The 22,073-nt window shown below is 36.7% G+C and carries 22 protein-coding genes and 1 other annotated feature; of the genes, 10 read left to right on the plus strand and 12 right to left on the minus strand.

Annotated elements, in window-relative coordinates:
• Nucleotides 1-287: 287 nt before the first annotated feature.
• Complete coding sequence (locus tag AAFN87_RS00905) at nt 288-425, minus strand: hypothetical protein (RefSeq protein WP_347789108.1); 138 nt, start codon at nt 423-425, stop codon at nt 288-290.
• A gap of 1,128 nt (nt 426-1,553) precedes the next feature.
• On the opposite strand from AAFN87_RS00905, the gene AAFN87_RS00910 reads away from it, so the two are divergent.
• Complete coding sequence (locus tag AAFN87_RS00910; protein ID WP_347789109.1) at nt 1,554-2,024, plus strand: GNAT family N-acetyltransferase; 471 nt, start codon at nt 1,554-1,556, stop codon at nt 2,022-2,024.
• A gap of 127 nt (nt 2,025-2,151) precedes the next feature.
• On the opposite strand, the gene AAFN87_RS00915 is transcribed toward AAFN87_RS00910, so the two are convergent.
• Nucleotides 2,152-2,607 carry an SRPBCC family protein gene (locus AAFN87_RS00915; protein WP_347789110.1) on the minus strand — a complete coding sequence of 152 codons (456 nt, stop codon included), beginning with the start codon at nt 2,605-2,607 and terminating at the stop codon, nt 2,152-2,154.
• 20 nt (nt 2,608-2,627) lie between these two features.
• Nucleotides 2,628-4,298: an FAD-binding protein gene (locus AAFN87_RS00920; RefSeq protein WP_347789111.1), complete on the minus strand. Its 1,671-nt coding sequence runs from the start codon at nt 4,296-4,298 to the stop codon at nt 2,628-2,630.
• Nucleotides 4,299-4,626: 328 nt separating this feature from the next.
• On the opposite strand from AAFN87_RS00920, the gene AAFN87_RS00925 reads away from it, so the two are divergent.
• Nucleotides 4,627-5,268 carry a TetR/AcrR family transcriptional regulator gene (locus AAFN87_RS00925; protein ID WP_347789112.1) on the plus strand — a complete coding sequence of 214 codons (642 nt, stop codon included), beginning with the start codon at nt 4,627-4,629 and terminating at the stop codon, nt 5,266-5,268.
• A gap of 28 nt (nt 5,269-5,296) precedes the next feature.
• On the opposite strand, the gene AAFN87_RS00930 is transcribed toward AAFN87_RS00925, so the two are convergent.
• Both AAFN87_RS00930 and AAFN87_RS00935 read right to left on the minus strand, forming a co-directional pair.
• Nucleotides 5,297-5,752, minus strand: coding sequence for an SRPBCC family protein (locus AAFN87_RS00930; RefSeq protein ID WP_347789113.1), 456 nt, complete (start codon nt 5,750-5,752; stop codon nt 5,297-5,299).
• 31 nt (nt 5,753-5,783) lie between these two features.
• On the minus strand, nt 5,784-7,427 hold the full coding sequence (locus AAFN87_RS00935) for an FAD-binding protein (RefSeq protein WP_347789114.1): 1,644 nt from the start codon (nt 7,425-7,427) through the stop codon (nt 5,784-5,786).
• A gap of 297 nt (nt 7,428-7,724) precedes the next feature.
• Between AAFN87_RS00935 and argF the strand changes: the two genes are divergently transcribed.
• Nucleotides 7,725-8,690 carry an ornithine carbamoyltransferase gene (gene argF / locus AAFN87_RS00940; protein ID WP_347789115.1) on the plus strand — a complete coding sequence of 322 codons (966 nt, stop codon included), beginning with the start codon at nt 7,725-7,727 and terminating at the stop codon, nt 8,688-8,690.
• A gap of 412 nt (nt 8,691-9,102) precedes the next feature.
• On the opposite strand, the gene sspI is transcribed toward argF, so the two are convergent.
• Complete coding sequence (gene sspI, locus AAFN87_RS00945) at nt 9,103-9,312, minus strand: small acid-soluble spore protein SspI (protein WP_347789116.1); 210 nt, start codon at nt 9,310-9,312, stop codon at nt 9,103-9,105.
• Nucleotides 9,313-9,433: 121 nt separating this feature from the next.
• Between sspI and AAFN87_RS00950 the strand changes: the two genes are divergently transcribed.
• From AAFN87_RS00950 to AAFN87_RS00965, 4 genes are all read left to right on the plus strand, one after another.
• Complete coding sequence (locus tag AAFN87_RS00950; protein WP_347789117.1) at nt 9,434-10,195, plus strand: TrmH family RNA methyltransferase; 762 nt, start codon at nt 9,434-9,436, stop codon at nt 10,193-10,195.
• A gap of 47 nt (nt 10,196-10,242) precedes the next feature.
• Nucleotides 10,243-10,481 (plus strand) — a binding site (T-box leader).
• A 163-nt stretch (nt 10,482-10,644) separates the two neighbouring features.
• Nucleotides 10,645-11,682: a phenylalanine--tRNA ligase subunit alpha gene (gene pheS, locus AAFN87_RS00955; RefSeq protein ID WP_347789118.1), complete on the plus strand. Its 1,038-nt coding sequence runs from the start codon at nt 10,645-10,647 to the stop codon at nt 11,680-11,682.
• A gap of 12 nt (nt 11,683-11,694) precedes the next feature.
• A complete protein-coding gene (gene pheT / locus AAFN87_RS00960) occupies nt 11,695-14,103 on the plus strand; it encodes a phenylalanine--tRNA ligase subunit beta (protein ID WP_347789119.1) in 2,409 nt (802 codons plus the stop codon).
• 277 nt (nt 14,104-14,380) lie between these two features.
• Nucleotides 14,381-15,826 (plus strand): tetratricopeptide repeat-containing diguanylate cyclase, encoded by a 1,446-nt coding sequence (locus tag AAFN87_RS00965; protein WP_347789120.1) that lies wholly within the window; start codon nt 14,381-14,383, stop codon nt 15,824-15,826.
• A gap of 49 nt (nt 15,827-15,875) precedes the next feature.
• On the opposite strand, the gene AAFN87_RS00970 is transcribed toward AAFN87_RS00965, so the two are convergent.
• Nucleotides 15,876-16,370: a nucleoside-diphosphate sugar epimerase gene (locus tag AAFN87_RS00970; RefSeq protein ID WP_347789121.1), complete on the minus strand. Its 495-nt coding sequence runs from the start codon at nt 16,368-16,370 to the stop codon at nt 15,876-15,878.
• Between the two features lie 125 nt (nt 16,371-16,495).
• Here AAFN87_RS00970 and AAFN87_RS00975 point away from each other — a divergent pair, with 125 nt between their 5' ends.
• Complete coding sequence (locus AAFN87_RS00975; RefSeq protein WP_347789122.1) at nt 16,496-17,032, plus strand: hydrolase; 537 nt, start codon at nt 16,496-16,498, stop codon at nt 17,030-17,032.
• Nucleotides 17,033-17,173: 141 nt separating this feature from the next.
• Here the strand turns inward: AAFN87_RS00975 and AAFN87_RS00980 are convergent, their stop codons facing one another.
• Nucleotides 17,174-17,497, minus strand: coding sequence for a DUF5658 family protein (locus AAFN87_RS00980; protein ID WP_347789123.1), 324 nt, complete (start codon nt 17,495-17,497; stop codon nt 17,174-17,176).
• Between the two features lie 112 nt (nt 17,498-17,609).
• Nucleotides 17,610-18,800 carry a M14 family metallopeptidase gene (locus tag AAFN87_RS00985; protein ID WP_347789124.1) on the minus strand — a complete coding sequence of 397 codons (1,191 nt, stop codon included), beginning with the start codon at nt 18,798-18,800 and terminating at the stop codon, nt 17,610-17,612.
• Nucleotides 18,801-18,930: 130 nt separating this feature from the next.
• Here AAFN87_RS00985 and AAFN87_RS00990 point away from each other — a divergent pair, with 130 nt between their 5' ends.
• Complete coding sequence (locus tag AAFN87_RS00990) at nt 18,931-19,248, plus strand: hypothetical protein (protein ID WP_347789125.1); 318 nt, start codon at nt 18,931-18,933, stop codon at nt 19,246-19,248.
• A gap of 60 nt (nt 19,249-19,308) precedes the next feature.
• Here the strand turns inward: AAFN87_RS00990 and AAFN87_RS00995 are convergent, their stop codons facing one another.
• Together AAFN87_RS00995 and AAFN87_RS01000 are read right to left on the minus strand one after the other, a co-directional pair.
• Nucleotides 19,309-19,500 carry an H-type small acid-soluble spore protein gene (locus AAFN87_RS00995; protein ID WP_347789126.1) on the minus strand — a complete coding sequence of 64 codons (192 nt, stop codon included), beginning with the start codon at nt 19,498-19,500 and terminating at the stop codon, nt 19,309-19,311.
• 11 nt (nt 19,501-19,511) lie between these two features.
• Complete coding sequence (locus tag AAFN87_RS01000) at nt 19,512-19,670, minus strand: YfhD family protein (protein ID WP_347789127.1); 159 nt, start codon at nt 19,668-19,670, stop codon at nt 19,512-19,514.
• Nucleotides 19,671-19,951: 281 nt separating this feature from the next.
• Here AAFN87_RS01000 and AAFN87_RS01005 point away from each other — a divergent pair, with 281 nt between their 5' ends.
• Complete coding sequence (locus AAFN87_RS01005; RefSeq protein ID WP_347789128.1) at nt 19,952-20,368, plus strand: VOC family protein; 417 nt, start codon at nt 19,952-19,954, stop codon at nt 20,366-20,368.
• A 39-nt stretch (nt 20,369-20,407) separates the two neighbouring features.
• On the opposite strand, the gene bcaP is transcribed toward AAFN87_RS01005, so the two are convergent.
• A complete protein-coding gene (gene bcaP / locus AAFN87_RS01010) occupies nt 20,408-21,796 on the minus strand; it encodes a branched-chain amino acid transporter BcaP (RefSeq protein WP_347789129.1) in 1,389 nt (462 codons plus the stop codon).
• Nucleotides 21,797-22,073 lie beyond the last annotated feature (277 nt).

Below are 22,073 nucleotides of genomic sequence, written 5' to 3' on the forward strand. Positions count from 1 at the left end.
TAAGTGCATTTCCAGTTGTTGAAAAATACTAAATGATAAGTCATACAGGTGGAAATATTGGTTATAGTAGATTCAATCGAGTACTTTAACTTTGAGTTAGTATACAACATGCCCTTAGTTGTGTTTAAGGAGCCTATGAGCATTGATAGTGAAGCAGAGGAATTAAGAACACAGGTAGTCTGTTGGTGCTACAGCAGAGGTAGAGGAATTGAAACAAAAGGACTTGCATATATGAAGGTTAATCATATATGCAAGTCCTAGAGTAAGGATATTTAAGATTGACCTTTTTAGAATATATCTTTAATAAAGTTTTCAATGAAACTACCAATCGTGCCATAAAAGAAAAATTTACCTACAGTAATGACAACGAAAATTCCAACTACTAACAAAAGGTAGGTCATTGCTTTACTATTATTCGATTTCAAAATAATTACTCCCTTCTTACATTTAATCTCTTTATAAGTCTATACGAGAAATGGTCGAAAAAGTTTCGTTTTTTGTAAATTATGGGTATTTATGGTTTGTTTACCCGTGATAATATTGACTGTTATAGCAGTGCGATACTATGAAGTCTTAATGGCTTCAACTTTGAGTTAGCTTATAACAACAATCGTGGAAAGCTACTAGAAGGGTTTAACGTGCCTGTGGGCGTGGATAGTGGAGCAGATGAATCATTTACACAGGTTGTCTAATTGTAGCTACAGAGCAATGTGGTGCTATAGGAGTGATTGAGGAAACTTAACAAAAGGGCTTGTGTGTTAGGTACATGCCCCTAGATTGATGTGTGATGGTCGTTGAATGGTTGATGGTAGTCCACTATAACGAAAAATAATTTCTTTTAGTACAAATACAAGTACTGCATATATCCAAAATGAAAAAGACATTACAAAAAGAAAGATTAATCTAACAATCCAAGATGGCACACCAAAGGTTTCCACAATCTCCACAAACACCACTAATAATTCTGTCGTTTTTTGATTTCAATATTTTATTCATTTACTGACCCCTCCATCCTCTTGATAAGATAAGTACTCATAACGGAACTACCCTCTTTCTAAGTGATTGAAAATTCTATCTATAAAGAAATCATAACATAGCAAAGTGTGAGTTGGTATATAAGTGGTAATCGTGCATTAAACATGAATGACTGTTAATTAGACGACACGACAAAGTGTAAATGGCTTTGAAGTTTAATCACCAGTAAAACAAGCTATATACAGAAAAACTCTTCACTATTGCACAAATTGAATGACAAATCATTTAATAGCGATGCATAAAGGAAAAAATATTGTCACCTATAATGTGTGATCATGGTAAGGGTCTTTTGTGTTTGTTAGACCAAGGACGTATAACCATGTTGAGCTTGATACGATTACTGTTGTAAGCTATCAAAAATTTAACCTGTTTAACATCATCATAATAGTGTTTGTAATTATCAACCGCATTAGTTTCGTATTCTTCTTTAATATCCAAAAGGATAATTCACTGTGCTACAATCACCTTATAGAATGAATATTCAGCGAATTAATACAATGGCAGAAAGGTTGTGAATCATGGAAATCAATTTACTAACTAACTATCAAAAATATATTTTAGATGTTTCAATGATGATATATAAGGAATTTGTAGAAGGAACTAATAGTAAAAAAACATTTAGAGACGTAGTATGTTTTTTTGAAAATACAAACGTAAATACATTTCCAATAACTTTTATCGCAATTATTAATAATAAATGCGTAGGAACTGTTTCTGTCTTTGAAAATGATTTGGAAGAGCTTCCTCAATATAAACCTTGGCTCGCTTCGCTATATGTAGACCCTGAATATAGAAGTCAAAAAATAGGTAAGCAACTAATAAATTTTTTACTAGATTACATGGGGAGACTAGGATACAAAGAAGTGTTTCTTAAAACTGAAAACGCCTCTAATTATTACATAAAAAGAGGTTGGCATTTAATAGAATCATTAAAAGATTCTCAAGATGAACAAGTAGATATTTTTAAATATATTTTAAAAATGGATTAGTAAGTGGGTTTTTCTCTACTTTTCAGTTACTGAAACAATAGTCATTACTAACCACCTTGGGGGCTTGTGCGTACCATTTTCGCATAGAAAAAGGCGCTCCCAAGAATTTTGGGAACGCCCTTTTTGATTATTGGGAAACGCTGTTAAGTTCGAGTAGCTTCTCGACAATCGCATCTGTTAATTCTTGTGCGGTTTGAGGAACGAAATTTTTTAAGATCCCATTAATCATTGGTCCCATCATCCCACCAGCTGTAATGTCTAGGTGGCCAGTCATTTTTGTAGTGTGTTCATCAATGACTTCAGCTTCGAAATAACCGCCCCCACTAAAGTTTTCAGAAAGGCCTTTTAAATCGAAAAGAACTTGTGAAGGCTCATTCCATTCTTTAATATCAATTTGCAATTTGACAGTCTTTTTCATAAAACCTAAATCGCCTTTAAATTTCCAAGTGGATTGATTTTCACTTAATATTTCATGTTCGATATAACCAGGTACAAGAGGTGCCCAGTTATTCATTTCGCTTACAAAATCCCAAATTGTTTTAATATCTAAAGGGACATTGACTGAATGTATTCCGTTTGGCATATTATCACGCTCCTACTAGGTTAGTTCACAGACTGTTCTGACTTTATGTTACGTGCAGGTACACTTCCTACATGTTTACCGGCTAAGTAACCCACTGTCATAGCTGGTCCAATTGTGCCGCCAGCGCCAGCATAGGCTGTTCCTAAAATACCCATCGCTGCGTTTCCAGCTGCATATAGGCCTTCAATCTTGTTGCCACGAAGGCTAATCACTTGTCCATTTTCATCGATACGAGGTCCACCGTTTGTTCCAAGTGCCCCTAAGTTAACAGGAACAGCATAGAATGGAGCTTTTTCAATTTTACCTAAGTTAGCTTCTGCGTTACCGCCGCCATCAGCTAGAAGGTTTTCAAATTGTGTTGTACCACGATGGAAATCTGTATCTTTACCTTGTTCACATTGAGCATTCCAACGTGCAACTGATTGCTCTAATCCTTCTGCATCGACACCAATAATATCAGCAAGTTCAGCAAGTGTGTTTGCGCGGTCTAACCAGTCCGGCGCATCCTCACCAGGCATCATTGTAATAATCATTTGAGAATCTTTTAGTTGTTGGTCAAATACCATCCAAACAGGTGCTTCGTTTGGATATTCTAGTTTTACAGGATCATACTCATAAAAAGCACGTGGTAAATCATTGTATGTTGTCCCTTCATGCACGAAACGTTTACCGTATTTATTGACGATAATACTGTTCGGCCCCATACGACCACTACCTGTTTGGTTCATGATACGGTCTTCATATTCCATTGTTGGGTCCTGCATTGATGGATACCACCAAGCTTCACTCATATTTCCGAGTGCAGCACCAGCCTCCATTGCCATTATTAGACCATCTCCTTCATTACCAGGAGGGGACATTGGATGTGTAATAGGTGCTTTTAAGAATGTTTTAACAAGCTCTTGATTCCATTCATAGCCACCAGAAGCAAGTACGACACCTTTACGCGCTCCGATATAAATTTTTTCACCAGCTTCATCTTCTGCAACGACTCCAATTACAGCGCCGTTGTCATCTAACACAAGCTCTTTACCTGGTGTGTTATTTTTAATTTTTATATCGCGATCAAGTGCACCTTTTAATAAAGAAGCAATTAGTGATCTACCCATTGTTACAATATTATTTTCCATGCGCTCTGCGATTTTATTGAAATCCACACCACCGATTGCGCCACCTTCAGCTAAAGTTAATGGTGGGAATAATGGGTTTTGACGAATTAATGAACCCCATTCGCCAACTAAATTTAAATCGAATGGTTCTGGGTCAAGTGAACGTGTGCCCTTTTTTAATGCTTCATCTACATGTCCATAGTATTCATTAAATGGAACCGGCATTTCAAAACGAACTGGTGTATTTTCATGTAAGTAGTCAATCATTTTATGCCCGTTATCTACGTAAATCTCGATATATGCTGGATCAGGAACTTTACCTAAAGTTAAACGCTCTAAAAAGGCGATTGCATCTTCACGAGTATCCTCGATGCCTGCTTCCTTCATATAACGATTTACTGGAATCCAAGGCACGCCACCTGAGAACGCTGTTGTACCACCGATTTGATTTGCTTTTTCTAACATCAATACATCCGCACCTTGGTCCGCCGCTAAAATAGCAGCGGTAAAAGCTGCGCCACCCGTTCCTAAAACAATTACGTCAACTTCTTCGTGCCACTGATTTGGTTTTTTTGCTGGCATAAACATTCCTCCTATTATTTTAGTCCGTTTGCTGTTAATTAATGATAGCAAATCTATCATCAAACACATTGTACACAAATTATGGTATATTTGGAATAGTTAAAAAATAATTTTCTATCTAATTCAAATAATTTCTATTTTAAACATTAATTTTGTAAAATAATATTATTAAGATGGAAATTGTATTTGGGGATTAAATTAAGATAGTAGAATAATTTTTTGATATTAAGTAAGATGCAAGGCGTTTACTTATGATAGCCTACGTGTGTCTTATTTGATATATTTGTTTGGACAACTTTATTATGGGGGTATTAGAGGTGAGGGGGTTTTGAAAATACATGAAAATATATCAATAAAAGAGAGACGCCGGCAAAAAATATTAGAGTCTGCGTTTCAAGTATTTGCTCGAAAAGGTTTTGAGTGGACGACGATGCAAGACGTTGCAGATGAGGCCAATATAGGGGTCGCAACGGTATTTCGTTATTTTCCAAAAAAGAATAAGCTAATCATTAACGTGATTATATATATATTAGAAAATAGTTTGCCTACCTTTCAACAAATTTTTAATGAAAAAGGTACAGGATACGAAAAATTTGAGCAATTATTAAATCATTACATTCGTTTATCTGAGCCGGGGTCGTTAAATAATATGAAACTATTAGAAGCCTTCGAAACGTATATAGTATTTGCTCAGGAGCCTTTAGAAGATTTAGATGAATATTATGCTGCTTATGCAGGGATTACGAATATTATTTCTGACATGATTCAGCAAGGAAAACAAGATGGCTCAATACGTCAAGATATTGCAATTGTAGAGGTAATGGGGGCTATTGCCAATGCATTCGGTATTTTCACAAGAAAGCTATCGTTTTTTGAAAGTATGCGCATGGGTAAACTAGTCATTGTCCCAGCGGAGCAAGCTGAAATTGTAAAAAACGTTTTTCTAGAATATTTACAGCCAAAAAAATAGTCTGCGATCACTCGCAGACTATTTTTTACTATGCTTTTACGCTGTTAATTTCTGTGATTTTTGCAGCGATTGTTTCAGTTAATTCTGTAGCTGTTTCTGGAACGAAATTTTTCAAAATCGTATTAATCATCGCGCCCATCATACCGCCAGCTGTAATATCTAAATGACCTATCATTTTTGTTGAATGATCGTCAATTTTTTCAGCTTCGAAATAACCACCACCAGTAAAGTTATCAGATAAACCTTTTAAGTCGAATGTTACTTTAGTTGGCTCAATCCATTCTTGAATATCTATTTGTAGCTTTACTGTTTTTTTCATGAAACCAAGATCGCCTTTGAATTTCCATGTCGATTGACGTTCGCTTAATAATTCGTGCTCAATATACCCTGGTACTAATGGTGCCCATTTGTTCATATCGGCTACAAATTCCCAAATTTTTTCGATTGGTACTTGAATTTCTACTGTATGTGTTCCGTTTGGCATAATGTTTACACTCTCTTTTCAGTTAAATTTATTAAATATTACGTGCAGCTTTATTACCTGCATGGATACCTACTAAATAGCCCACTGTCATTGCTGGACCGATTGTACCACCAGCACTTGGATAAACTGGACCTAAAATGTTCATAGCCGCATTACCAGCCGCGTATAAACCGTCAATCACTTCACCACGTAAGCTCATTACTTGGCCATGTTCGTTAATACGTGGACCACCATTTGTTCCTAATGCGCCTAAATAAACTGGAATAGCATAGAATGGTCCTTTTTCAATTTTACCTAGGTTAGCTTGAATACTACCGCCGCCACCAGTTAAGTTTTCGAAATGCGTTGTTCCACGGTGGAAATCAGGATCCTCACCATTTTCACAATGCTCATTCCAACGCGCTACAGATGCTTCTAAATTTTCTGCAGGGATTCCAATTTTTTCAGCTAGTTCACTTAATGAATTAGCTTGGTCAACCCATTCAGGTGCATCTTCGCCAGGCATCATTGTAATAATCATCGTTTTGTCTTTTAGTTGTTGGTCGAATATCATCCAAACAGGTGCTTCATTTGGATATTCTAAAGCTACTGGGTCGTACTCAAAGAATGTACGTGGTAAATCATTGTAAGTTGTCCCTTCATGCGCGAAACGTTTACCGTGTTTATTCACGATAATACTGTTTGGACCAAAACGGCCACCACCAGTTTGGTTCATAACATGGTCTTCGTACTCAAAAGTTGGATCTTGCATTGTAGGGTAGTACCAAGCTTCAGTCATATTACCTAGAGCAGCTCCAGCTTCCATTGCCATAATAAGACCATCTCCTTCATTACCAGGAGGGGACATTGGATGTGTTACTTGTCCTTTTAAGAATGTTTTAATAAGCTCTTTATTCCATTCGAAACCACCAGATGCTATGATTACGCCTTTACGAGAACCGATGAATATTTTTTCTCCATCTTTTTCCGCAACAACACCAATAACTTTTCCTTCTTCATCAAGAACAAGCTCTTTACCAGGTGTATTGACACGTACGTCAATACCACGGTCTAATGCGCCTTTCATTAAAGCCCCAATAAGTGAACGACCCATTGTTACAATATTATTTTCCATACGTTCTGCAATTTTAGTGAAGTCGATACCACCAACTGCACCGCCTTCTGCAAGTGTTAGTGGTGGGAACACTGGATTTTGGCGAACTAATGAACCCCACTCACCGATTGAATTTAAGTCAAAAGGAACTGGATCTAATGAGCGCGTTCCGCTATGTAATGCTTCATTAATATGTGCATAATATTCAGTGTAGCCTTCAGGTGTGCTAAAGCGTACCGGTGTATTTTCATGTAAATAGTCAATCATTTTATAAGCTGTATCAACATATAAATCAATAAATTTTGGATCTGGTTCTCTGCCTTGTGTTAGGCGCTTAATAAATGCAATTGCCTCTTCACGAGAATCTTCAATTCCAGCTTCTTTCATATAACGGTTCATAGGAATCCATGGAACACCGCCTGAGAATGCAGTTGTACCACCGATTTGATGTGTTTTTTCTAACATTAATACAGATGCGTCTTGGTCAGCTGCTAAAATTGCTGCTGTATAAGCCGCTCCCCCTGTTCCAAGAACTACTACGTCTACTTCTTCGTGCCATTGTGCAGGTTTTTTTGCCGGCATACTTATTCCTCCTCTAACTGTAATCCCCTAAAAATGATAGCGTCACTATCATTACCGTAATTTTAATAGTAAATTTTTCGGATATCAATGGTAATAAATTACTGAAAAATATATCTTTGATAATAACTTTTTGTTAATATTTCTATTTTAATTGTAACATAGTGGGATTTTTATTCTTTTAACCTAATAATTGATTGTAAATTCGAATAGTTAAAATAAAACATAAAAATACACTTGTTTTAATAATTATGCATATGTATAATGGGGATATGATCAACTAATGAGGAGCGGAAGTACATGAAATTGTTAGAAGAGGTGCAGTTAAAATTAGTAACGAGCTTAAAAGGCAAAGACTTACTAACGCTGCTTGATTATACGAGTGAAGAAGTGCAAGACTTAGTGAAATTAGCAACACAGCTAAAATTTATTACAAAAGAAGGCAAGTGCCCCAAATTATTAGAAGGTAAAACGTTAGGGATGATTTTCGAAAAGCATTCTACACGTACACGAATATCATTTGAAGTAGGGATGAACCAACTTGGTGGTAAGTCGATGTTTTTACATTCACGTGATTTACAAATTGGGCGCGGTGAATCCATTTATGATACAGCACACGTATTGTCAGGATATTTAGACGGTATTATGATTCGTGCTAACTCACATGCGATGGTAAAAGAATTAGCAGAGCATGCTTCAATTCCAGTAATCAACGGTTTAACAGATATTTATCATCCATGCCAAGCATTAGCTGATCTAGAAACAATTGCTGAAAATAAAGGGGAGCTAAAAGGCTTAAAAATTGCTTATGTCGGTGATGGCAATAATGTTGCCCATTCTTTAGTCGTTGCATCAGCTCATGTAGGTATGCATGTAGCAGTTGCAACACCAAAAGGCTACGAATGTGATGCGGAAATTATTGCAAAGGCGCAAAAAATTGCTGCAGCAAATGGCGGTACGGTGACAGTGACAAATGATCCAGTTGCAGCAGTGATGGGGGCAGACGCTGTATACGCAGACGTTTGGACATCGATGGGGCAAGAAGAGGAAACGGCACAGCGCTTACTAGATTTCAAAGACTATCAAATTAACGACGAGTTAGTGGCACATGCAAAGCCAGACTATATGTTCCTTCATTGTTTACCAGCACATCGCGAAGAAGAAGTTGCAACTTCAGTTATTGATGGGCCAAATTCATATATTTTTGAACAAGCTGAAAATCGATTACATGCACAAAAGGCAGTACTTGCATCAGTACTTGCATAAGGGCTTACACATCTTTGAGATTTGCAAAATAATAGATCCGACATTTTACACAAACAGCAGAGGACTGTTTGTATAAAGTGGTAGTATAATTGACTGAGGCGTAGGGGACTCGCTACAAATCAGTCAAAAAACTACAAACGTGATGTTCGTTGTCAAGATGGATGGCCACATCACTACATAGTAAAACACAACTTGGGAGACGCTGGGTTGTGTTTTTTTACGTTTTTCTATTATATTTTATGTAATTTTTCTAGGTATGTGGTTGTTTCTTAGGTATAACCTAAATATTACATTTATTGAAAGAATATTGATACCCAATGAACATCCGCGAGCTTAGGCTTCCTAATGATGTTACTAGCCTAAAGTACTCGCGGATTATGTTTGATATATTTAATTTGCTTTATGGGTAAAACTAATGTGTATAATGTTTTGCTAATTTTTCTGAAAAAGCATTTCGCTCCGCCTCGTTAGACTCTTTCCACCAAGATTCTAAAAATACACCAAGCCCTGGTAATAAATGCTCATCGCCTCGCTCAATCGCGTCTTCTACAATATCTGTGAATTCCTGTGCACTTTGGTTTGTTACGTTTGCTGAAATAGCATCTCTTATTTGAAAGTTCATTAATCTTCCTCCTTTTACAAGTAGTTTGACCTCTCAGATGGCTTGCTATACACTCAGTTTTTACACAATCCTTATTTTCGGTTACACTAATAAAAGATTATGAATATAAAGGCGGAGCAATATGAAACGAATTGAATCAACTCAAAATGCGTTAGTTAAGCATTGGAAAAAACTAGTGACAACAAGAAAAGAACGTGAAAAATCAGGGGAATTTATCGTAGAAGGTTTCCATTTAGTAGAGGAAGCGTTAAAAAATATAGAGCAAATTACACAAATTATCGTGCGTGATAATGTTGATTTACCGTTATTATGGCCGATTGATGATGTTGAAATCGTACAAGTTAATGAAGCAGTTGCCAAAGAGCTTGCTGAAACAGAAAATTCTCAAGGTGTATTCGCACATTGCAAGCAACGTGAGGCAACAGAAATCGAAATGGCAGCTTGGCGAAAAGTGCTATTAGTTGATGCTGTACAAGATCCGGGCAATATTGGAACGATGATTCGTACAGCAGATGCTGCAGGAATGGATGCAGTCATTTTAGGAAAAGGCTGCGCAGATGCATTTAATCCTAAAACTGTGCGTTCAGCACAAGGCTCACATTTCCATATCCCAGTTGTGCGTGGGGATTTATTAGAGTGGGTAGAAAATTTACAAGAAGATGGCATTCGTGTGTATGGAACGTCGCTTGAAGAATCTGTTTCATATAGAGAAATAGAAGCATCAGATGCATTTGCATTAATAGTAGGGAATGAAGGTAGTGGTATAAGTCCGCAGCTTTTAGCGAAAACAGATCAAAATATTATTATTCCAATTTTAGGCCAGGCTGAATCATTAAATGTTGCTGTCGCTACCGGTATTTTATTGTACGCGTTTGTGAAGTAGACTTGAAAGCAATCAGGAAATGTCGTAAAATAAGTTGAAATATATAAATAAATGCTTTGACCGGGAAGAGTAGTAATTCCAATGATTCGTTTTAGGGAGTGCAAGCCATGACTGAAAGCTTGCATAGCGCAATCGAATTCTACAGTTCACCCCGTGAGCAGCTGTCCGGGAATTCAATTTTTAAATGATGCAAGGGCAGCCGGCGTAAATCGTCGTTATGAAAATGAAGTGATTGCTAATAGCAATAACTAGGGTGGTACCGCGATAAATAGTCCTCGTCCCTTTTATAGGGGCGGGGTTTTTTGTGTTTTGTGGGGGTTTGATCAATATTTTGGTGGGTTATTTAAATAATGCGCTAAATATGAAAATGAAGTTTGTATTTAGAAAATAGCAACCTCACTGACCTCACTATAGCGGATCATTTTTAACTATTAAAGGAGGCAAAAATAATGGAACAACAATTAAAGCAATTAGAGCAAGAAGCGTTAGCGAAAATTGAAAACGCCACTAATTTAAAAGAGCTAAATGATGTGCGCGTAGCTTATTTAGGGAAAAAAGGTCCAATTACGGATTTATTAAAAGGGATGGGTAAACTTTCTGCTGAAGAGCGACCAGTAATGGGAGCGCTTGTCAACACAGTTCGTGAAAACGTAACAGCTCAACTAGAATCTAAAATAACAATTCTTGAGGAACAAGCAATTTTAGAGCAGCTTGAAAAAGAATCGATTGACGTTACTTTACCAGGTGCTACTGTAAAAGTTGGGAATCGTCATCCACTAACGCGAGTTATTGAAGAAATCGAGGATTTATTTATCTCAATGGGCTATGAAGTTGGAGAAGGTCCAGAAGTAGAAAAAGATTACTACAACTTTGAAGCTTTAAACTTACCAAAAGGTCACCCAGCGCGTGATATGCAGGATTCTTTCTACATTTCAGAGGAAATCTTATTACGTACACATACGTCTCCAGTACAAGCGCGTACTATGGAAGCGAAAAAAGGTGAATCAATTCGCATTATTTGTCCAGGGAAAGTATTCCGCCGTGATACAGATGACGCAACACACTCTCACCAATTCATGCAAATTGAGGGGCTTGTTATTGGCGAAAACATTCGTATGAGCGATCTTAAAGGAACGCTTGATGCATTAGCGAAGAAAATGTTTGGTGATGAGCGTGAAATCCGTCTACGTCCATCATTCTTCCCGTTCACTGAGCCATCAGTAGAAGTAGACGTTTCGTGCTTCAAATGTGGTGGCGCAGGCTGTAACGTATGTAAGAAAACAGGTTGGATTGAGATTTTAGGAGCAGGTATGGTTCATCCGAACGTACTTGAAATGGCCGGTTATGACTCGAAAAAACTATCAGGATTCGCATTTGGTATCGGTGCAGAGCGTATCGCCATGTTGAAATATGGTGTAGATGATATTCGCCATTTCTACACAAATGACACACGTTTCTTATCACAATTCGAGCGTACAGAAGGGTAAGGAGGACTAATAATGTTAGTATCATTAAAATGGCTTAGCCAATATGTAGACACACAAAACTTATCACCTGAAGAGTTAGCGGAAAAAATAACGCGTTCAGGGATTGAAGTTGATGCAGTAATCGACCGTGCACAAGGTATGACAAATGTCGTTGTAGGGCATGTCGTTTCAAAAGAAAAGCATCCAGAAGCAGATAAATTAAACATTTGCCAAGTAGATGTTGGTGAAGAAAGCTTGCAGCAAATTATTTGCGGTGCACCAAACGTTGACGAAGGTCAAAAAGTTATCGTTGCTCGTCCAGGTGCTCATTTACCAGGCGGCATTAAAATAAAAAAAGCAAAACTTCGTGGTCACGAATCAAACGGGATGATTTGTTCATTACAAGAATTAGGGATTGAAGGTCGTTTAGTACCTAAAGCTTACGCAGAAGGTATTTATGTGTTACCTGAAGACGCTGTACCAGGTTCGGATGCGTTAGAGCTTTTAGGCTTACGTGATACAGTGCTTGAGCTCGGTTTAACACCAAACCGTTCTGATGCGTTGTCTATGTTAGGCGTTGCTTATGAAGTTGCGGCAATTTTATCAACAGACGTAAAATTACCAGAAATCAACTATACAGAATCTACTGAAAAAGCAGAGGACGTATTAAAATTACGCGTAGAAGATACTGAAGCAAACCCATTATATGCAGCAAAAGTTGTAAAAAATGTAAAAGTAGCAGAATCGCCACTTTGGTTACAGCATTATTTAATGGCTGCAGGTGTTCGTCCACATAACAATGTAGTCGATATTACAAACTACATTTTAATGGAATACGGTCAACCACTTCATGCGTTTGATTATGATAAGTTAGGTACTGGCGAAATCGTCACACGTCCAGCACAAGCGGGAGAAAAAATTACAACTTTAGATGATATTGAACGTACTTTACAGCCACATCACTATTTAATTACAAACGGTGAAGTGGCAGAAGCGGTAGCTGGTGTAATGGGCGGTGCAAAATCAGAGGTTTCAGATACAACGACTACTGTAGTAATTGAATCAGCTTACTTTGCAGGTTCTTCAGTGCGTCGTACGTCAAAAGATTTAGGTTTACGTTCAGATTCATCAGCTCGCTTTGAAAAAGGTGTTGATCCAAACCGAGTATTACCAGCTGCAGAGCGCGCGGCTCAGCTACTAGCAGAGCTTGCCGGCGGTGAAGTATTAGCAGGTACTGTATTAGTAGATGAGTTAGATAAATCTCCTTCTCGTGTTGTAGTATCACCTGACTTCATTAATGCTCGTTTAGGAATGAAAATTTCGTTAGAAGATATGCTATCTATTTTAAATCGCTTGCAATTTGGCGTAGAGGCTGCAAACGGATTATTGTTTATCGATGCACCAACGCGTCGCCAGGATATTAAAATCGAAGAAGATATCGTAGAAGAAATTGCTCGTATTTATGGCTATGATGAAATCCCAATGACATTACCTGAATCAGGTGAGCAAGTTGGTGGATTAACAGCGTATCAGGCAAAACGTCGTATTATACGTAATGTAATGGAAGGCGCTGGTCTTTACCAAGCCGTAACATATTCATTGACTTCTACTGAAGCGTCTCAAAAGTTTGCTCTGAAAGCCGAAGAAACAACAAAACTATTAATGCCAATGAGTGAAGAGCGTTCAACATTACGTCAAAGCTTAATCCCTCATTTAATAGAAGCGGCTAGCTATAACGTAGCACGCAAAGTAGATTCTGTAGCACTTTATGAAATAGGTTCAGTTTTCCTTGGTCAAACAACGGAAGAACTACCATTTGAAGAAGAGCATTTAGCATTTGTCTTAACAGGTCAATGGACAAATAATGCTTGGCAAGGTGAAAAGAAACATGTTGATTTCTTCGTTGCGAAAGGTATCGTAGAAGCTGTATTTTCTAAATTAGGCTTAACAGCTCGAGTAGCTTACGAAAAAACAGTAATCGACGGTTTACACCCAGGTCGTACAGCAAACGTACTGTTAGATGGCGAAAAAGTAGGCTTAATTGGACAATTACATCCAGCAGAGCAAAAGAAATCAGGTGTAAAAGAAACATATGTTGCAGAGTTAAACTTACATGCGATCTTAGCTGCTGCAACTGAAGCTTTAGTGTATACAGCAGTACCACGCTTCCCAGCTATGACACGTGACATCGCTTTAGAGCTAGACCGTTCAAAACCAGCAGGTGAAATTGTTGCAATCATTCGTGCAGCGGGTACAAAACTACTGAAAAATATAGAAGTATTCGATGTATACGAAGGTGAGAAAATGGCAGCTTCTAAAAAATCTGTCGCATTTTCATTAACTTATTTCGATGCTGAGCGCACTCTTACAGATGAAGAAGTCGTTGCAGCACATAGTAAAGTACTAAAAGCACTAGCAGAAGCAGGCGCAGAAGTACGATAATGAACGAAAAAACGCAGGACATAGCGCGCGCCTGCGTTTTTTTTTTATGTGTACCTACATGAAAGTTGAAGATTAATGTTAGTAGATGCATAACGGAAACCCAATAACTGTCATTTTTGAACTAATGAACTTTACCATTTTATTAATTGTGAGAAAATATATCTATTGAAAGACAAAAAGAAAATAAAAGTGATACTTTAGAATTGGATAATTATAGTGTAAAATAATTACAAAAGGTATAAAAGTAAAATATAGTATTAGATTAGGAGAATTAGACATGCTTGAGCAACAAACAGAAACAAAAACATTTGATGATCTAGCAACGCTTGATGAGAAGTTTGAATATGCAAAGAGCATGCATCTGGTTGCAAAGTTTGATGAAGGGTTAAGCTACTTTCGTATATTGAAAAATGAATACGAAGCGGTTAAACGCTATGATAAAGTAATCGACTGCCTAGGATGGATAATTCAAAATCTCGGTAATTTAGGGCGAGGAGAAGAAGTATACAATTATTTACCTGAATATACATCATATTGTAATGTTTATGGTACGGAATTAAACCAATTACAAATGAACTCTTATTTAGCGTTTATGAGCACCTCCATAGGTGATGAGAAATCGGCCATCAAATACAATAAGATAGCGCTAATGATAGCGAACCAATTGCAAGATACGAAACGTTATATGCTTATTTCACTAAACTTGCAGGCTGTATATTTATTAGTACTCGATCTTAAACGAGCATATGAAATCTCGCTTGAAGTAAAAACTTTATTTGAGCAAGATCCAAGTATTATGACAACAATGTCCGAAGCTGCCTATTACTTGAATTATATTACAATTCTATTAGAATGGCAGCAACTCGAAGAAATTGAATCTCTTTTACAACGCTTTAAGCAAATACCGAATATTGATAAGCATAACAGAGAAACGATGTATTATGAATGCGTCAAAGGACGTTATTACAATAAGCTTGAGCGTTTTGAAGAGGCGGTTGAAGCTCTAGAAAAAGCATATATTACTCTTGAAGAAACTAGTGAAGAACCATACTTAACGATCGTATTGGAAAATTTAGTGAAGGCTTATGAAAGTATGGGCAATTATAAAGAAGCACTATATTATGCAAATATATTAAACGCCCGTTTAATCAATCAAGAAAAAAAGCGAGTACTGAAGGAAACTATTAAAGTAACGAAGCAACTAGATTTTGAAAATATGAAGCAATTAGTATATATTGACGGCCTAACTTCTATTCATAATCGCCGCTATTTTGAAGAAGAAGGAACTAAGTTGGTCGAAGAAGCAAGTCGCACAAGTAGTAATATTTATTGTGCAATATTAGATATAGATCATTTTAAAAAAATTAATGATCGATTTGGTCACATAATAGGTGACGAAGCAATCCGAAAACTATCACAAGTAATAAAAGATGCGCAACCAACACCTGGTCGTATCTTTGCCCGTTATGGCGGGGATGAATTTGTTTTTTTATTTGCAGAAATCGAACGAGCAGAAGAGTTCTTTCAAGAGTTGTTTAACCAAATTACGAATTTTGAATTTCAAACAGACGGAATTTCGATGAGCATAACAATTAGTATGGGTGTTGCATCATTAAACGACTGCGAGATTCTATCACTTTCGAAATTATTAGATTGTGCAGACCAAGCACTTTATCATTCTAAAACAGCAGGTCGAAATCTAATAAGTTTTTATTTAAAGTAGAGGTAAGGGGGAAGTCTCAATTTATTTTTGAGACTTCCCCCCTCTTGCTTTACATATTATTTTCGTCTATTTGTGGCATTTCTTTTTTCGGCTTTATAATTCCGAACACAGCACCAGTAATAGCACTAATCGTATGTATGCACGCAAATGTATAGAAATTGATAAAAATACGATTTGTATATTCATTCAGAACAGGGAAGCCGTAAATAACGGAACCAGCATCATTAGTTGTGCCACCGAGTGAAGAGTACACCTCATTTTTATAAACATTCGCATAGTAGGCAGTTGCGATAATTAGCCCAATGCCTGCAATAATAAGAATGCCCCTTAAAATAGGATCACCCGCATTACGCGATGCTTCTGTAAAATAGCGGAAAGTAGTAAATAAGCTAAGTAAAATAAATGGAATTACTAGTGCAATACCTACAGCACCTAAATTGCCTGACCCCGCTATACCTTCGGGGGTAAGTGTGAAAAAATGTTCAATAACCATAACTCCGAAAAGTGAAATTCCGATACTAATTAACCAGCTTAATCTCAACATAAAGAGCCTCCTTACTAATATAACTATACATGCAAGGTGGATTACGTTCAATTGTTGAATTTGTTAGTGAAATACTAATGGGCACATTTTATAATGAAAGTATCACAAGTAAAGGGGTTATGTTTATGTTATACAATGATGAAGTCGTATTAGTCTTAATCGATATTCAAGGAAAGCTTGCGCAAATTGTAGATGAAAGTGAATCCGTTATTAGCAATATTGTTAAAGTTGTGAAAGGTGCAAATGTTTTAAAGTTGCCAATTTTATGGCTAGAGCAATATCCTAAAGGCTTGGGCTCAACTGTGGAAGCAATTGCTCATGAAATCGACAGTGAACCAATCGAAAAAATTACATTTAGCGCATACGACACAGAGGAATTCCGTACAAAGCTTGAAGCTACAGGTAGAAAAAAAGTGTTGCTAGCAGGCATTGAAACTCATATTTGTGTATACCAAACAGCTGCCCATTTACTTTCAAACGGTTATGAGGTTGAAGTGTTGGCTAACTGCGTATCGTCACGGACAGTAGGTGATAGAGAAGTAGGTATCCAAAAAATGATACAGCTAGGTGCTAAAATAACAAGCGTTGAAATGGCATTATTTGAAATGCTGCAAATCGCAAAAGGAGAACAATTTAAGGCAATTAGTGCAATTGTGAAATAAAATATTAAAAAAATAATATAGAATTAATTTTTATATGGAGCTTTGACTGCAAAAAAAAAGGGTTGTGCCGCTAGTTTAACTTGAGGCATAACTCTTTTTGTTAATCGCAAGTATTTAGTATTATTGTTTGCAATGCAAGTTTTATAATATAGACAACCAAAAAATATGCATGCAAGAAATTCCTACATAAATACCGCATACGCCTAGTAAAGAAATGAAAAATAGTTTCTGAAATCTAGCTGTACTTTTTTTATATACCAAATATGAAACTAATATAATCAATAATGAAAGAATAATTTTTATACATACAAATAGGATAGGGCTAAGTGACGCAAAAAACGCCATAATTGGATTAGATTCTTCGATTATATTGTTCATCAAACCATAATTAGTAGCAATACCATCAAACAAATTTAACATTGCTACTAATAAACTGTAGTCCATAATAATGCTATTATTTTTCATTTTACCATCCTTCGTTTGAAGTAGAAAAAAAGTAATATTTAAAAGCATTATTTACATGTTAAGATTTTACTATTCGCCGTAAAACGAATCATTTGCAAAGTTTTTTAAATGATTATAAATACAATGCTGCTAGGAAAATGCCCAATACATCATCGTATATTTTGTCAAATTGAGCAATAGGAAGTGGATTAATTCCTTTACCTATTTCAATGGTAAATCCTGGTCTTCGCCAATCTTGAATAAACCAGTCTTTATATCCTGCGTAGCTATTAGCTGATTGGATAGGTTCATAACCGCTTACTTTGCTAAACTCATTCGCAAGCATTTCTGATTCAGGAGGCTCGAGATTTTCAAATCCCCAATAAATGACTTCTCCTTGTGTATGAAACGCTAATACTCGTGCAAAATTCCGCTCCTTTGTTAAGTCTGCCATAGCAATAGATTCGGGTTCAGATAAAGGACTTTTACCGCCATAATCTCTTGGACCAGGAGTTTGCGGATTACGTGCATTTTCTAGCTCCCATTTCGCAGGGAACTGATCATTTAAATCCACACCATTTATATTAGCCTTCCAACCGGAAAAGTCTGTGCTGCCATTATTCCATTCTATTAGCTGATTGCGTAATTCCTCGTCTTCAGGAGGGCCATTTAACACTAAATTCACACCATCAGGATTGACCATAGGCACAATAGATAATAAAGCTTGTTCATAGGCAGGGAGAGTATATAGCCCGCGTATTGGAGTTTGATTTGTTAGGGAAAGTAAATAATCATTTAGAAAAGTCATGATAATTGGGGTCGTAATCCATTCATTCGCATGAAATGAGCCATCATAATGAACGCGTTTCGCCCCATTTCCAATGACGACTTCGGGAATTTCTCGATTTAAAACGGAATTTCCTATTGAAGTAATTTGTAAGAATGGATAAACCTCTTGTAGTTTTTTTATATCATTCATCATCGTATTATAATCATAATTTTGTTTGCCGTTGACGAGTCTCCAAGTAATCCTTAGAGGAACTCGAATCGTCTGTCCAATTTGCAGTTGGTACGGGTCCAGACCGGGATTGACAAGTGAAAGTGTATCTAAAGGGATTTTTCTGCTTTGCGCTATCGACCATAAAGAGTCTCCCGCTTTAATTTGATATTCAACAGCAACAAATCCAGGAATTTGAATTTGCTGACCTACTGAAAGTGTTTGCGGATTGATACCGCGGTTAGAATCGATGATAAGTTGAAGAGGTATTTTAAATACTTGGCTATAATACCATAATGAATCTCCATTTCTAACAACTATGTCCATGTCGTTCCTCCTTTTATGGAAAACCCTCAATTATAAAAGTATATGAAATATTAAGATGTTTATTATTAGGAAGATGGGAAGAACTTAATCTAATAATCAAAGAAGTACGTCAAAAGATTTATTTAAATTTATGAAAGCCGTTGTAGAACATAGATGTATAAAAAAAGAATCACTTATACAAATGATGCAATGGCGAAAAATGTGGTTAGGCGTAGATTATGGCTATGGGCTAATGAAAATACAATTACTTCCTTTAGTTAAAAAGTATAATGCATGGGGACATTTAGGGTCGATCGGTTCTTTTATGCTTTACAATCCTGTTTTAGATGTTTATATAATAGGTAATTTTAATAAAAAAGGCTATATAACGAAAAGTATGCGTTTTGTTCTCAAAGTTTTGCGGTTACTTTCCAAAATAGAGCCCGTAAAACAAGTAGGAGTTAAATAAAAAGGAGCGTCCATAGGGAATTGAGACGCTCCTTCTTTGAAAAAACTAGCCAACATTTTGTTAATGCACTAGTTTTTCTTCTTTTAATTCTGAAATATCTACCTCAGATCGCTCTTCTAATGAACGTCTTAAATGAACAGTTGCAGTTTTGCCATCATCGTGTACCTTATCAATCCAAACAGAAACGCCGTTGTAGCTCACTTCAAATTCTGATGCAGAGGCAACGATTTCTTGTGCACGTTGATAATCCAAACGAAGACCCCCTATTTTTCTTTAATAGACTTTGCAACCAGTTTCTCAAGTTCAGTTAATTCTTGAGAAAACTCTTCTTGCACTTTGTTAGGCGCTATTTTTTGATTTTTAGGCGTTTGAGGTAAGGAGCCTTTATTATTACTTTTACCTTGCTTATTGTCTCTTCCCATGCAGATCTCTCCTTTCGTTATGGATTGTTCTTAATATGGCATTGAAGCGTTTTTTTATCACTGGAAAAAATCATAACTTCAGACTAGAAAAACGGCGCAACTTGCAATAAATATTCAGATTGGATGAATAGATATTTTAAAAAATTCTCTCCAAATTGCAAATAAGGACTAGAAATTTTTGGGATGATTAATTGCGATAATTACTTAAATAATGCATAATTCAATTAGTTTTAGGCGATATTTTATTGCAGTTCAATACGATTTTTGAGGAGAGATATCAAATGGCGATAAATGTATATTTAGTATTCGATGGTAAAACACGTGAAGCATTAGCGCTTTATAAAGAAGCATTCCAAACTGACGACGCACAACTTATGACGTTTGGTGAGGCGCATCAAGAAGAGGAGCATAGTATTCCTGAGGTAATGAAAGATAAAGTGATGCACGCGAAAGTGGAAATTATGGGCGCAACTGTTATGTTTTCAGATACGTTCCCTGGACAACCATACACAGTAGGGAATAACGTAACACTTGCTGTTGTAACAGACGATGAAGCTAAGCTACGAAGCGCGTTTGCAGTGCTTAAACGCGAAGGTAAAGTAACTATGGAATTACAAGAAACATTTTGGAGTAAATGCTACGGTAATGTAACCGATAAATTCGGTGTTGAATGGCAGTTTAGTTTAGAACAAAAATAATCAAAAGGTTGTGCGTAAATGATGTTCATTCGCACAACCTTATTTGTTCATCAAACTATGTTTTTTGCCGTATCCGAAATATAGGAGAAGTCCAATTACAAACCAAATCCCGCAAGCAATCCAAGTTTGGACAGATAGTTGTAATATTAAGAAAATACAAAGCACAAATGAAACAATTGGTATGAATGGGAACAAAGGAACTTTAAATCCACCTTCAGAAATTTCCTTGTTTTTCCGTAACCAAAGGATACCAATTGATACCATTGTAAATGCGATAAGTGTTCCCATGTTTACAAGCTCTGTTAATTTATCGATTGGTAGTAAGCCTGCACATAAAGAAATTAAAGCCGCAAAAATCCATGTGTTTTTAACGGGTGTTTTATATTTGGGGTGGATTTCGCGCATTACTTTTGGCAATAAACCATCGCGGCCAAGTGCGAATAGTAAACGTGTTCCACCGTAGCACATGACAAGGATAACTGTCATCATCCCAACAATTGCACCAAGAGAAATTATACCAGCAATCCATTCTTGCCCTGCTAATTGAATAGCGTAGCTTACAGGATCACTAACATTTAAGTTTGTGTACGATACTAATCCAGTTAAAACAAGTGAAACTGCTACATATAAAACGGTACAAATAAATAGTGAACCGATAATCCCAATCGGCATATTGCGTTGTGGATTTTTTACTTCTTCAGCAGCAGAAGATACAGCATCAAAACCTAAATAAGCGAAAAACACAAGCGCGGCACCAGATAATACTCCGCTCATTCCGAATGGCATAAATGGTTGCCAGTTGTCAGGCTCAACATAAAATATACCGACGATGATAAATAATAAAATAACTACTACTTTTATAAATACCATAATTGTATTAAAGCGAGTTGATTCTTTACTTCCTAATGTTAATAAAAACGAGGTCAAGACAACGATAAAGATTGCAGGTAAATTAATATAAGTGTTTTCAGCTGGGTTGAAAGGTCCAGAGAAAGCAAGAGGAATATGAATATTAAACCCAGCAAGTAAGGAACTTAAATATGCTGACCAACCTGTTGCAACAGCAGCCGCTGCAAGCCCGTATTCTAAAAGTAATGCCCAACCTACAAGCCAAGCGATAACTTCACCGAAAACGATATAGCTATACGTATAAGCACTGCCTGTCACAGGTACTGCAGAGGCAAACTCCGAATAGCACATACCTGCAAGTGCACAGACGATAGCTGCAATCACGAATGAGAAGATAATAGCTGGACCGGAATGCTCCGCTGCAACTGTGCCAGGTAAAATAAAAATCCCTGTTCCGATGATAGCACCAACACCGAGTAAAATTAACGCAAATGGGCCTAAAGTTTTGCTTAACTGAACGTCATTATTTGCATTTAATAAATCATCAACATTTTTTCTTCTAAATAAAGACTTATTCATAGTAAACACCTACTCTTTTGTGGAGATAGATTTTATTTTGTGAGAAATAAATAAAATTATTCAAATGAAGTAATCGAATTATAAATAATTGCGCTGGGAAATGAGATTCACATGTTTTGGAGAAGGAATATTGAAGTTTTTTGGTTCTAATTCAATGTTGGGGTGTAGTGAATAATTTCACTGCACTCTTTCTTGCGAAAGAGGTTGATTTCCGCTCCGGGCAGGTCGCTTTTCGCGGGCACGGGTCCAACTAATTTTTGGGGGATTAATCCCCCGA

The sequence above is a fragment of the Solibacillus sp. CAU 1738 genome (assembly GCF_039888725.1).
Classification (GTDB): Bacteria; Bacillota; Bacilli; order Bacillales_A; family Planococcaceae; genus Metasolibacillus.

Bases quoted from the DNA above. Each gene is read 5' to 3' on its own strand.
- AAFN87_RS00910 (WP_347789109.1), top strand. From the start codon at position 1,554: ATGGAAATCAATTTACTAACTAACTATCAAAAATATATTTTAGATGTT.
- AAFN87_RS00915 (WP_347789110.1), bottom strand. From the start codon at position 2,607: ATGCCAAACGGAATACATTCAGTCAATGTCCCTTTAGATATTAAAACA.
- AAFN87_RS00920 (WP_347789111.1), bottom strand. From the start codon at position 4,298: ATGCCAGCAAAAAAACCAAATCAGTGGCACGAAGAAGTTGACGTAATT.
- AAFN87_RS00930 (WP_347789113.1), bottom strand. From the start codon at position 5,752: ATGCCAAACGGAACACATACAGTAGAAATTCAAGTACCAATCGAAAAA.
- AAFN87_RS00935 (WP_347789114.1), bottom strand. From the start codon at position 7,427: ATGCCGGCAAAAAAACCTGCACAATGGCACGAAGAAGTAGACGTAGTA.
- argF (WP_347789115.1), top strand. From the start codon at position 7,725: ATGAAATTGTTAGAAGAGGTGCAGTTAAAATTAGTAACGAGCTTAAAA.
- sspI (WP_347789116.1), bottom strand. From the start codon at position 9,312: ATGAACTTTCAAATAAGAGATGCTATTTCAGCAAACGTAACAAACCAA.
- AAFN87_RS00950 (WP_347789117.1), top strand. From the start codon at position 9,434: ATGAAACGAATTGAATCAACTCAAAATGCGTTAGTTAAGCATTGGAAA.
- pheS (WP_347789118.1), top strand. From the start codon at position 10,645: ATGGAACAACAATTAAAGCAATTAGAGCAAGAAGCGTTAGCGAAAATT.
- pheT (WP_347789119.1), top strand. From the start codon at position 11,695: ATGTTAGTATCATTAAAATGGCTTAGCCAATATGTAGACACACAAAAC.
- AAFN87_RS00965 (WP_347789120.1), top strand. From the start codon at position 14,381: ATGCTTGAGCAACAAACAGAAACAAAAACATTTGATGATCTAGCAACG.
- AAFN87_RS00970 (WP_347789121.1), bottom strand. From the start codon at position 16,370: ATGTTGAGATTAAGCTGGTTAATTAGTATCGGAATTTCACTTTTCGGA.
- AAFN87_RS00975 (WP_347789122.1), top strand. From the start codon at position 16,496: ATGTTATACAATGATGAAGTCGTATTAGTCTTAATCGATATTCAAGGA.
- AAFN87_RS00980 (WP_347789123.1), bottom strand. From the start codon at position 17,497: ATGAAAAATAATAGCATTATTATGGACTACAGTTTATTAGTAGCAATG.
- AAFN87_RS00985 (WP_347789124.1), bottom strand. From the start codon at position 18,800: ATGGACATAGTTGTTAGAAATGGAGATTCATTATGGTATTATAGCCAA.
- AAFN87_RS00990 (WP_347789125.1), top strand. From the start codon at position 18,931: ATGAAAGCCGTTGTAGAACATAGATGTATAAAAAAAGAATCACTTATA.
- AAFN87_RS01000 (WP_347789127.1), bottom strand. From the start codon at position 19,670: ATGGGAAGAGACAATAAGCAAGGTAAAAGTAATAATAAAGGCTCCTTA.
- AAFN87_RS01005 (WP_347789128.1), top strand. From the start codon at position 19,952: ATGGCGATAAATGTATATTTAGTATTCGATGGTAAAACACGTGAAGCA.
- bcaP (WP_347789129.1), bottom strand. From the start codon at position 21,796: ATGAATAAGTCTTTATTTAGAAGAAAAAATGTTGATGATTTATTAAAT.